This window comes from Dolichospermum sp. UHCC 0352 (genome assembly GCF_009711925.1).
GTDB classification, from domain to species: Bacteria; Cyanobacteriota; Cyanobacteriia; order Cyanobacteriales; family Nostocaceae; genus Dolichospermum; species Dolichospermum lemmermannii.
On the sequence record NZ_VIKY01000300.1, the window covers coordinates 41129 to 51546 of the forward strand.

8 protein-coding genes and 2 pseudogenes are annotated in these 10418 nt (G+C 37.1%); 6 read left to right on the forward strand and 4 right to left on the reverse strand.

Annotation, left to right across the window (positions count from 1 at the left end; all coding sequences use genetic code 11):
- The first annotated feature begins 94 nt into the window (after positions 1 to 94).
- Both FJR06_RS25020 and FJR06_RS25025 read left to right on the forward strand, forming a co-directional pair.
- The gene (locus FJR06_RS25020; RefSeq protein WP_371724279.1) at positions 95 to 355 is read left to right on the forward strand and encodes a transposase; all 261 of its coding nucleotides are present in this window, start codon (positions 95 to 97) and stop codon (positions 353 to 355) included.
- Entirely contained in the window at positions 327 to 512 is a 186-nt protein-coding gene (locus tag FJR06_RS25025) for a hypothetical protein (RefSeq protein ID WP_371260327.1), read from the forward strand. The genes FJR06_RS25020 and FJR06_RS25025 overlap by 29 nt, the downstream gene beginning before the upstream one ends.
- Before the next feature lie 72 nt (positions 513 to 584).
- Here the strand turns inward: FJR06_RS25025 and FJR06_RS21865 are convergent, their stop codons facing one another.
- Positions 585 to 1001: a hypothetical protein gene (locus FJR06_RS21865; RefSeq protein WP_168652258.1), complete on the reverse strand. Its 417-nt coding sequence runs from the start codon at positions 999 to 1001 to the stop codon at positions 585 to 587.
- Between the two features lie 176 nt (positions 1002 to 1177).
- On the opposite strand from FJR06_RS21865, the gene FJR06_RS21870 reads away from it, so the two are divergent.
- The gene (locus FJR06_RS21870; protein ID WP_168652259.1) at positions 1178 to 1924 is read left to right on the forward strand and encodes a hypothetical protein; all 747 of its coding nucleotides are present in this window, start codon (positions 1178 to 1180) and stop codon (positions 1922 to 1924) included.
- 149 nt (positions 1925 to 2073) lie between these two features.
- Here the strand turns inward: FJR06_RS21870 and FJR06_RS21880 are convergent, their stop codons facing one another.
- Positions 2074 to 3201 carry a hypothetical protein gene (locus FJR06_RS21880; protein WP_168652247.1) on the reverse strand — a complete coding sequence of 376 codons (1128 nt, stop codon included), beginning with the start codon at positions 3199 to 3201 and terminating at the stop codon, positions 2074 to 2076.
- Between the two features lie 156 nt (positions 3202 to 3357).
- Between FJR06_RS21880 and ileS the strand changes: the two genes are divergently transcribed.
- Together ileS and FJR06_RS25030 are read left to right on the forward strand one after the other, a co-directional pair.
- Positions 3358 to 6276: an isoleucine--tRNA ligase gene (gene ileS / locus FJR06_RS21885; protein ID WP_168652260.1), complete on the forward strand. Its 2919-nt coding sequence runs from the start codon at positions 3358 to 3360 to the stop codon at positions 6274 to 6276.
- Between the two features lie 48 nt (positions 6277 to 6324).
- Positions 6325 to 7043 (forward strand): annotated as a pseudogene (locus tag FJR06_RS25030) (Uma2 family endonuclease).
- 158 nt (positions 7044 to 7201) lie between these two features.
- Here the strand turns inward: FJR06_RS25030 and FJR06_RS21895 are convergent.
- Positions 7202 to 7450: a hypothetical protein gene (locus FJR06_RS21895; RefSeq protein ID WP_015079873.1), complete on the reverse strand. Its 249-nt coding sequence runs from the start codon at positions 7448 to 7450 to the stop codon at positions 7202 to 7204.
- Between the two features lie 344 nt (positions 7451 to 7794).
- On the opposite strand from FJR06_RS21895, the gene ppsA reads away from it, so the two are divergent.
- Positions 7795 to 10230 (forward strand): phosphoenolpyruvate synthase, encoded by a 2436-nt coding sequence (ppsA, locus tag FJR06_RS21900; RefSeq protein ID WP_168652261.1) that lies wholly within the window; start codon positions 7795 to 7797, stop codon positions 10228 to 10230.
- Here the strand turns inward: ppsA and FJR06_RS21905 are convergent.
- Positions 10187 to 10418, reverse strand: a pseudogene (locus FJR06_RS21905) (hypothetical protein); the annotation flags it as partial. The gene ppsA and the pseudogene FJR06_RS21905 overlap by 44 nt on opposite strands.

The window sequence follows — 10418 nt, forward strand, 5'->3', positions numbered from 1 at the left end:
AACATACTTTTTTACAGTCGTGACCCAGAAAAGATAAAAAATATTATGTTTACCCAAAAATGTTTCTTTATTAAGAGATGCTTTTGGTTATGTAATGCGGAAACATCCATTTATTATAGCTGCTGTTGTTATTTTACCGGATCATCTCCACTGTATTTGGACTTTACCAGAAAATGATCAGGATTTTTCTACCCGTTGGCGGTTAATTAAAAGTTATTTTAGTCGTAAATGTGAAACTATTTCACCAGAAAATATATCTATATCTAGAAAAAAGAAAAAACAACGGGCTATATGGCAATATCGTTTTTGGGAACATTTAATTAAAGATGAAATTGATTTTCTTTCATCATGTTGAATATATTCATTATAATTCTGTGAAACATGGTTTGGTAACAGCACCAAAGGATTGGGAATATTCCAGTTTTCACCGTGCAGTGCGTCAAGATATGTATGACATGATGTGGGGTGCGGGTGAGGAAATTATTTTTGATGATGATATTGGCAACGAGTAGGTTGGGTTGAATGAAATGAAACCCAACATTGATGGTATAATGCCTATGGGTTGTGTTGGGTTATCTCATCAATTAATTATCCCTACAAGCTCTAAAAACTAATCTGCGCCCAATTTCTGTTTGCTGTTGATAACGAATATTTAGGATATCAAGCATTTCCCATTTCCTTCCTAAGTCCATGATTAAAACTGGTGCATCTTTTTGTCTAAGAATCTGATTACAAACACTATAACGTCCAAAGCTAGAGCCGTAATTACTAAAATCATTAAAGACGCTGAAACGACCAAACTCAGAACCATAAATTCCAAAGGGATTAAAAATACAATCCCTTTCATTTTCATTACATGACTTACCATTATACCCTACATCGCCAAGAAATTGATCATCACCGGGAGAATATATAAATAACCTTTCAGCCTTAGCAGAAGTTGTAGTCAACCAAAAAAATGTAGCAATTACGGAAGTAGACAATAAAAGTTTATTCATCATAAATCTGCTGAACAATGAATAGTAAGTATTATTCGATAATATCATTTTGTAACTATTTTAGACACTAATTAGGAAAATTATGTTAGTAATAAATTAAAACCCCCAATAAGTGATTTTACTGTTGATATAAGAGTTTAAATCAATTTATACTTAAACTAATGAGTGTATGAAAAAATATGGGATTTTTAAAAACTTTTGGTAATATTGCTGGTGAAATTATTGGTAGCACTGTTGGTGGTGGAATAGAAGTGGTGGGAAATTACTTGGACAGCAACTTTATCAAAGAAGTCGGACAAGGTGTCTATCAATCAACTGTTGCATCCACAGAAACATTAGCTACTTTAGCTGATGGTGTGGTTACAGCAGTTCACGGAGTTGCTACTGACGATGAACAAAAAATTGCAAGTGGATTTTCTGATGTTGAAAATGCAGTTAAGTCTACAGCTATTGGCGTGGGAAGAACTTTGGGATACACTGCTACCAGCGTAGGTGAAGTTTTCAATGGACTTGCTAATAATGACTTAGAAATGGCAGGAAGAGGTGCTAAAAAAGTCGCCAAGGTTATTGCTGTTGGCACTTTAGCTGTTGGTATAGGTGATATACTGATTTTAGGTGATACAATCATTCCTGATGTTGAGATTGTTAATGAATTTCTGGTTATGGAAGCAGAAATATTCAATAATCCATCTGATATGAGTGAGATGGATGTTGTTCTCTATGAAGATGTTTCAGAAGTAAATGCTTTAGAAGAAGTTTCCAATTTTACTAATGATGTTGAATATGTACAGCCGCATTGGGTAAGCGGATATGAACGAAATGGGACTTATATTGAAGGTTACTGGCGGGATGGAGATGGTAATACTTCTGAAAACGTAACTTCTGAACAAGGAGGTGGTTATTTTCGTAGCAATTCATCAACATAAATTAAGCCAAATATAATAGTCTTGTATACTGTTGGGTTTTCTCAACCCAACTTATAACTATTTACGCTGTCACCATTTCCTGTACTAAATTAGGTGATGTTGGCTCAAAATGTAACACCATAATTTGCTCTGGACGCAACCCAACAGATTCATAAGTTTGTCCATATATCTTTTAACTGTTCTAAATCTTTCTTCAAGATTAGACCATAAATTCTTTCTGTACCTTTTTCAATAGCATCAAGCAGTAATCCAAATCCTATATCTATATAAGGTTTATCTCCATAAAATCTAATAGAAATTCCATCATTTTTTAGATTAAAGAAGGTAGTATTTTTATCAGGTTTATATTCATGAATAAAAGCACATCTGTACTTTTTATAAATGAGATTACAATATCTATATTTTTCAAATTCCTTTTTTAATTTTCCAAATTCACTGTTTATGAAATTTTTATATAAACAATTGTCGTTTTTTATATTTTCACCCGTGATATCCAACCAAATTTTTTCCAATAGTTCCATACAGTAATCTATTTTCGGATCTTTATGAACTGGGTGAGACCTATTATCTTCAGGATTTTTACTATCATCATATGTATATGTTCTATTAATAGAACTACTATCGCTTAACCATTTTTCTTTTATTGCACATTTAAATTTTTCACTAAGTTGATTGATTAAATTAACTAATTTTTCTTTTTTATCTTCTTCATCTTTATTTTCTTTTTTCCGTTTGTTGAATTCTTTTTCGATGTTTTTAAGGACGTTTTTAAATAAATTATCAATTTCTATACTTAAAAAAGGAATACTTACACTGTCTAAATAGTTACGATTTTCTTCTTCCTTAAAAATCGTGAGCAAAAATGATGTGAATCTTGTTTCATTTCCCTTTTCTTTTGTTTCGGGCGATTTTAATTTAATTTCCAAACTAGATAAGCTATCTATTAAGGAACAAGATAAAACATAAGATTCTCTAAAGTAACTACCAGAAAATGGATGATAATTTAAAGGGTTCATATCTGATACAAGAGATATTTCTGGCTGAGAAGAATTGAAATAGTTTAATAATATATCATGACATTTTTTACATAATAAAAGTCTAGAATAATAAAATTTTCTAAATCTATCTGCGAAATCTTTAACTTGTTCCTGTTGAGTCATAAAAATAGATTTTTGAATAAGTTGCACTACATAAGTTTCTACAGAAAGTCCTTGCTGTTGTGCTTCCTGTATTAAATACTGTTCTAATTCTGGTGGTAAGCTGAGGGTTAGTGTCATAAGTCTATTGTGGGTGACTTTATATATTGTAAACCTGCAAAAACAAAAAATTAACCCCAAAATACCCATAACTGCTGTTGGGTTTCGTTCTCCCAACCCAACCGACGACTTATAATTGATCGGATAACCTGCACACCTACATTTAGGCATGAAACTGTGACCGAAACTGGAAAATACAAAGATACCGTTAACTTACCCAAGACTAACTTCGATATGCGGGCAAACGCAATCAAGCGCGAACCCGAAATCCAAAAATTCTGGGCAGAAAACAACATTTATTCTCAACTGGCAGAAAACAACCCCGGCGAATTATTTATACTGCACGATGGACCCCCCTATGCTAACGGCCAGTTGCATATTGGTCATGCTTTAAATAAGATTCTCAAAGATATTATTAACCGCTACCATTTGCTCCAAGGTCGTAAAATTCGCTACGTTCCTGGTTGGGATTGTCACGGGTTGCCTATTGAGTTAAAAGTTCTGCAAAATATGAAACAGGCAGAACGGCAAAATCTCACTCCTTTGCAATTGCGTCAAAAAGCCAAAGAGTTCGCACTGAAGACCGTAGACGAACAACGAGAAAGCTTTAAACGCTATGGGATTTGGGGTGATTGGGAAAATCCTTATTTAACCTTAAAACCGGAATACGAAGCCGCGCAAATTGGCGTATTTGGGGAAATGTTCCTCAAAGGTTATATTTATCGCGGTTTAAAGCCTGTACATTGGAGTCCTAGTTCTAAAACCGCTTTAGCAGAAGCAGAGTTAGAATATCCTGAAGGTCACGTTTCCCGCAGTATTTACGCCGCTTTTCCGGTGGTGAAGGTTGCTGAAGGGTTAAAAGCTAGTTTGGATGGCTTCTTGCCTGATTTGGGTGTGGCTGTGTGGACTACTACTCCTTGGACTATCCCCGGTAATTTGGCTGTGGCTGTGAATGGTACGTTGGAGTATGGGGTTGTGGAGGTTTCGCGCAAAGACGCACAAGGAGCAAAGGCGCAAAGGGAATGCAGATATCTAATTGTTGCGGCTGAGTTGGTGGAACGGTTGGGAGAGGTTTTGGATTGTGAGTTAACGGTGAAAGCCAAGTTCGCAGGGAAGGATTTGGAAGGTACTATTTACTCTCATCCTCTGTTTGACCGTGAAAGTCCGGTGGTGGTTGGTGGTGATTATATCACTACTGAGTCGGGGACTGGGTTGGTGCATACTGCTCCTGGTCATGGTCAAGAGGACTACATTGTTGGTCAGCGTTACGGTTTGCCGATTCTTGCTCCTGTTGATGATAGTGGGAATTTTACGGATGAGGCTGGTAAGTTTTCTGGCTTGAATGTTTTGGGTGAGGGTAATCAAGCGATTATTGATGCTTTAAGCGAGGCTGGTTCTCTGTTGAAGGAGGAAGCTTATCCTCACAAGTATCCTTATGATTGGAGAACTAAGAAACCGACGATTTTCCGCGCTACTGAACAATGGTTTGCTTCTGTGGCTGGTTTTCGGGAGGAGGCTTTAAAGGCTATTTCATCTGTGCGGTGGATTCCCGCACAAGGTGAGAACCGCATCACGCCGATGATAGCAGAAAGATCCGATTGGTGTATTTCTCGTCAACGTTCTTGGGGTGTACCGATTCCGGTGTTTTATGATGAAGCGACTGGGGAAGTTTTGCTGAATGCGGACACGATTAACCACGTTCAAGCTATTTTTGCCGAAAAGGGTTCTGATGCTTGGTGGGAGTTGTCGGTAGAGGAGTTATTACCGGAAACATATCGTCATAATGGCAAGACTTACCGCCGGGGTACAGATACAATGGATGTCTGGTTTGATTCTGGTTCATCTTGGGCGGCTGTGGCGAAGCAAAGACCGGAGTTACGCTATCCCGCTGATATGTATTTGGAAGGTTCTGACCAACATCGCGGTTGGTTTCAATCTTCTTTGTTAACTAGTGTCGCGGTTAATGGCATTGCACCTTATAAAACTGTGTTAACTCATGGTTTCGTCTTGGATGAAAATGGCCGGAAAATGAGCAAATCTGTGGGAAATGTGGTAGATCCTCAATTGATGATTCAAGGTGGGACTAACCAAAAACAACAACCTGCTTATGGTGCTGATGTTTTGCGGTTGTGGGTTTCTTCGGTTGATTATTCTGGTGATGTGCGGTTGGGTGGTAACATCATCAAGCAATTAGCGGATGTGAGAAATAAGATTCGCAACACAGCGCGGTTTTTATTGGGTAGTTTGCATGATTTTGATCCTCAGAAGGATGCTGTAGCTTTTGATGATTTACCAGATTTGGATAAGTATATGTTACACCGCATTCGTGAGGTGTTTAATGAGGTGACGGACGCTTTTGATAGTTTCCAGTTTTTCCGCTTTTTTCAAACTGTACAGAATTTCTGTGTTGTAGATTTGTCAAATTTCTATTTAGACATTGCTAAAGATAGATTATATATCAGTTCTGCTGATGCTTTCCGTCGTCGTAGTTGTCAAACAGTTTTGCAAATTGCTTTGGAGAATTTAGCGATCGCCATTGCTCCCGTTCTATGTCATACTGCGGAAGATATCTGGCAATTTATCCCCTACGAAACCCAATATAAATCAGTTTTTCAAGCTGGTTGGGTGCAGGTTGATGATAAGTGGGATAATCCCGAATTAGCAGAATTTTGGAAAACACTGCGACGGATTCGTGGTGATGTTAATAAGGTTTTAGAACAAGCACGGACAGAAAAGTTAATTGGTTCTTCTTTAGAAGCTATTGCATTGATTTATCTTAGTGATGAAAAATTACGCACTGCTATCGAACCTTTGAATGTTAGCGGGAATGGAATTGATGAATTAAGATATTTGTTCCTCACTTCTGAAGTCCAATTATTAGATACTCCTGAGACATTAAAAGGATTGAAAACCCTGCGAGTTCAAGGTGAAGATAATTGGGATATTGGGGTAGTTAATGCCGCAGATTATGAACATGATGGAAAATCATATCAGAAATGCGATCGCTGTTGGAACTATTCTCCCCATGTGGGTGAATCAGCAGAACATCCTTTACTGTGTGAACGTTGTATTCCCGCATTAGCTGGAGAATTTTAAAATCATGTAGGGGTTTAGCAATGCTAAACCCTTATACGATACGCAACAATGTTTTTCTTACCAATGGTTTTAAAAATGCAACCCAATATCATCATGAATGATGATCAATTTTTTAATTTCTGTCAGTTAAACCGTGATTTGAGAATTGAACGTAACCATCTTGGAGATTTATTAATTAGGGACTTCCAGGAAATAAATTATCCCAATAAATAAATGAACAAACGAACCACAGAGGCACAGAGAACACAGAGAGAGAAGAAATAGGGAGGGTTTTTGCGTTAGTTTTGGGACATTTTTTTATTTGGAAGTCTCTTATGTCTCCTACAGATTCAGAAACAGGTGGACGTAATTTTAATTTAATCGGTGAATTAGGTGTTTGGACAAAGCAAAATGGTACAGGAGTAGGATTTGGTTCTAGTGGTGGTTTTACCTTACCCAATGGTGCAGTCCGTTCTCCTGACGCAGCTTGGATAAACCGCACAAAATGGGAAGCAATACCAGCAGAACAAAGGAAAAAATTTGCTCCTATTTGTCCTGAGTTTATTATTGAATTGCGTTCAGAAACTGATAATTTAAAGATTCTGCAAGAAAAGATGCAAGAATATATAGATAATGGTACACAATTAGCTTGGTTAATTGATAGAAAACAACGGAAAGTATTTATTTATCGTCCTAGTCAAGCTGTAGAAGAATTAGACAATCCCCAAACATTAACTGGTGAGAATTTATTACCCGGATTTGTTTTAGATTTAAGTCAGATTTGGTAATAAATAACAGTAGAACCTAGATATTGTAAAAACTAATAAATCTATTAATTTATCCGTCTTTATCTGCGTTCATCTGCGTTCATCTGCGTACCCTTCGGGAAGCAAGCTACAATCATTCTTGAAATCTTATTTGGTAATAAATAAATTGTATTCCAGCTTTAGCGAGAGAATTTTTCCTCTAATCTTGCTTGGAAAGAATTTGGCTGAATTAAGCAGTAAGAACCAAGACGATGTTCTTGTGGGGCGATTTTTTTAGTTAACTTTGCTAAAATGGGTTTTGGGACTTCAGCGGTATGACGTTGGGTTAATACTGGCATTTCTTGCCAACAACTCCGGCAAAACCAGTAATTTTCAGCACCACGGATATGGTGTAAAAGAAAGTCGGAACAGCAAGGGCATTGGGGCATAATAGTTTCAAGTCCTTTGTTAAAAGTGTTCGGCTAAATCCAGTCATGTAATAAATTGAGATAAATTAAAACTTGTTATGTATATTCCTTAATTTTAACTCTCAAGCAGGGGGGAATTATGAGAATACTTACAAGAACAATATATTACGTAATATTTCGCTATATTAGCTATACATTTATTTATACTCTAAACTAGAGTAATCTTAAATGGAGGATGCCATTTAGACATCTGGTAGTCAATCCCGTTACCTGCTATATATCCTCGCAACATCCTCAAACTCTCCGTGCATAAACAGAATGGGTTCTGAATTAAATAACAGTAGCTATTTAAGGAATCTCAGAATATGTTGGAAATTAAACGCAATCAAGAAAATAGCCAAATTCATCAAGAAGCTTTAGTATTACCCTTTAATGCTGTGGGAATTGCAGATATTCCCCTAGTAGGTGGTAAAAACGCTTCCTTAGGGGAAATGATTCAACAACTAAGTTCCCAAGGTGTGAAAGTTCCCACGGGATTTGCGACTACGGCTTATGCTTATAGATACTTTATTACTGGGGCTGGTTTAGAAGTAAAACTGAGGAAGATTTTTGCAGATTTAGATGTGGAGGATATGGCTAATTTGCAAGAATGTGGCAAACAAGCCAGATCATTAATGTTAGAAACCCCATTTCCGCTAGAATTGCAAGAAGCGATCGCTAGATCCTATCAAAGTTTATGTCAAGAATATAGTATAGATACTGATGTGGCTGTTCGTTCTAGTGCCACAGCCGAAGACTTACCAGATGCTAGTTTTGCGGGACAACAGGAAACTTACCTGAATGTTCATGGCATTAAAAGCGTATTAGAATCTTGTCATAAATGCTTTGCTTCTATCTTCACAGACAGGGCTATTTCCTACCGACAAATGAGAGGTTTTGATCATTTTGAAGTAGCATTATCAGTGGGTGTCCAAAAAATGGTTCGGTCCGATTTAGCCTCTTCTGGGGTGATGTTTTCCATAGACACCGAAACAGGCTTTCAAAATGCCGCTTTAATTACTGCTGCTTATGGTTTGGGTGAAAACATCGTTCAAGGTGCAGTTAATCCCGATGAATATTTGGTATTTAAACCAACTTTAAAACAAGGATATAAACCCATTCTCCAAAAACGGTTGGGAACAAAAGAAATTAAAATGGTTTATGATCTAGGCGGATCAAAATTAACTAAAAATATCTCCGTTCCTCAACTTGAACGTCATCAATTTGCCCTCAATGATCAAGAAATCCTCCAACTAGCAAAATGGACTTGTATCATTGAAGATCATTATTCCCAAGTCCGGGGAATGGCCACACCAATGGATATTGAATGGGCAAAAGATGGGATAACAGGAGAATTATTTATTGTCCAAGCTAGACCAGAAACCGTTCAATCTCAAAAATCAAAAACCGTCCTCAGAACTTATCAACTCCAGGAAAAAAGTCAAGTTTTATTAACTGGTCGTAGCGTAGGCGAAATGATAGGTCAAGGTAAAGCTAGAGTTATTCTAGATGTGCCAGATATTAACCTATTTCAAGCCGGAGAGGTGTTAGTTACTAACCGCACAGACCCAGACTGGGAACCGATTATGAAAAAAGCCAGCGCTATTGTCACTAACTCTGGGGGGAGAACCTGTCATGCATCAATTATTGCCAGAGAAATGGGTATTCCTGCTATAGTTGGTTGTGGGAATGCGACTACAGTTTTAGAAACTGGACAAGAAATTACTGTTAGTTGTGCGGAAGGGGAAACAGGTCAAGTTTATGCAGGTTTATTAAACTTTGAAATTCAAGAATTACCATTAGATAATTTACCTCGAACCCGCACTAAAATTATGATGAATGTGGGTAATCCAGAAGAAGCTTTAGGTTTGACAGCAATTCCTAATGATGGTGTTGGTTTAGCGAGAATGGAATTTATCATTGCTAATCATATTAAAGCCCATCCTTTAGCATTATTACATTTTGACGAATTAGAAGACGAACTTGCCAAATATAAAATTAGCGAATTAACGGCACAATATGAAGATAAAGCCGAATTCTTTATTGCCAAATTAGCGCAAGGTATCGGCACAATTGCCGCAGCATTTTATCCCAAACCTGTAATTGTCCGTTTATCTGACTTCAAAAGTAATGAATATGCCAACCTTTTAGGAGGTAGACAATTTGAACCCAAAGAAGAAAATCCGATGATTGGTTGGCGTGGTGCTTCTCGTTATTATGATCCTCGTTATCGTGAAGGTTTTGCTTTAGAATGTCAGGCAATGAAACGGGTAAGAGAAGAAATGGGTTTAACCAATATGATTCTCATGGTTCCCTTTTGTCGTACTCCTCAAGAAGGAAAACAGGTATTAGCAGAAATGGCAAAAAATGGCTTAGTCAAAGGTGAAAATGGCTTAGAAGTTTACGTCATGTGCGAGTTACCAAGTAACGTTTTATTAGCTGATGAATTTAGTCAGGTTTTTGATGGTTTCTCCATTGGTTCTAATGATTTAACCCAATTAACATTAGGATTAGATCGAGATTCTGAATTAGTGGCACATTTATTTGATGAACGCAATGAAGCTGTTAAAAGAATAATAGCAAAAGCCATAACTACTGTTAAACAAAATAATCGCAAAATTGGTATTTGTGGACAAGCACCCAGTGATTATCCAGAATTTGCTCGTTTTTTAGTTGAACAAGGTATAGATTCTATTAGTCTCAACCCTGATTCTGTGATTAAGACAATGTTAGAAATTGCGAAAGCAGAAACAGGGGAATAGGGGAATAGGGACTGGGGACTGGGTAATAGGTAATTGGTAATTGGTAATAGGTGATTGGTAATAGGTAATTGGTAACAGTTTTACAACTAACAACTGACAACTGTACGGGCGAAGCATTTGGGGAACTATTTTTGGCAATGACCGATAATTTATCTTGCAAATGCTTAGCCCCTACTAACAACTGACAA

Excerpts from the sequence above, each read along its gene's own strand:
- FJR06_RS21870 (WP_168652259.1), top strand. The coding sequence starts at position 1,178 with ATGGGATTTTTAAAAACTTTTGGTAATATTGCTGGTGAAATTATTGGT.
- ppsA (WP_168652261.1), top strand. The coding sequence starts at position 7,795 with ATGTTGGAAATTAAACGCAATCAAGAAAATAGCCAAATTCATCAAGAA.
- FJR06_RS21895 (WP_015079873.1), bottom strand. The coding sequence starts at position 7,450 with ATGCCCCAATGCCCTTGCTGTTCCGACTTTCTTTTACACCATATCCGT.
- FJR06_RS25020 (WP_371724279.1), top strand. The coding sequence starts at position 95 with ATGCGGAAACATCCATTTATTATAGCTGCTGTTGTTATTTTACCGGAT.
- FJR06_RS21880 (WP_168652247.1), bottom strand. The coding sequence starts at position 3,201 with ATGACACTAACCCTCAGCTTACCACCAGAATTAGAACAGTATTTAATA.
- FJR06_RS25025 (WP_371260327.1), top strand. The coding sequence starts at position 327 with ATGAAATTGATTTTCTTTCATCATGTTGAATATATTCATTATAATTCT.
- FJR06_RS21865 (WP_168652258.1), bottom strand. The coding sequence starts at position 1,001 with ATGATGAATAAACTTTTATTGTCTACTTCCGTAATTGCTACATTTTTT.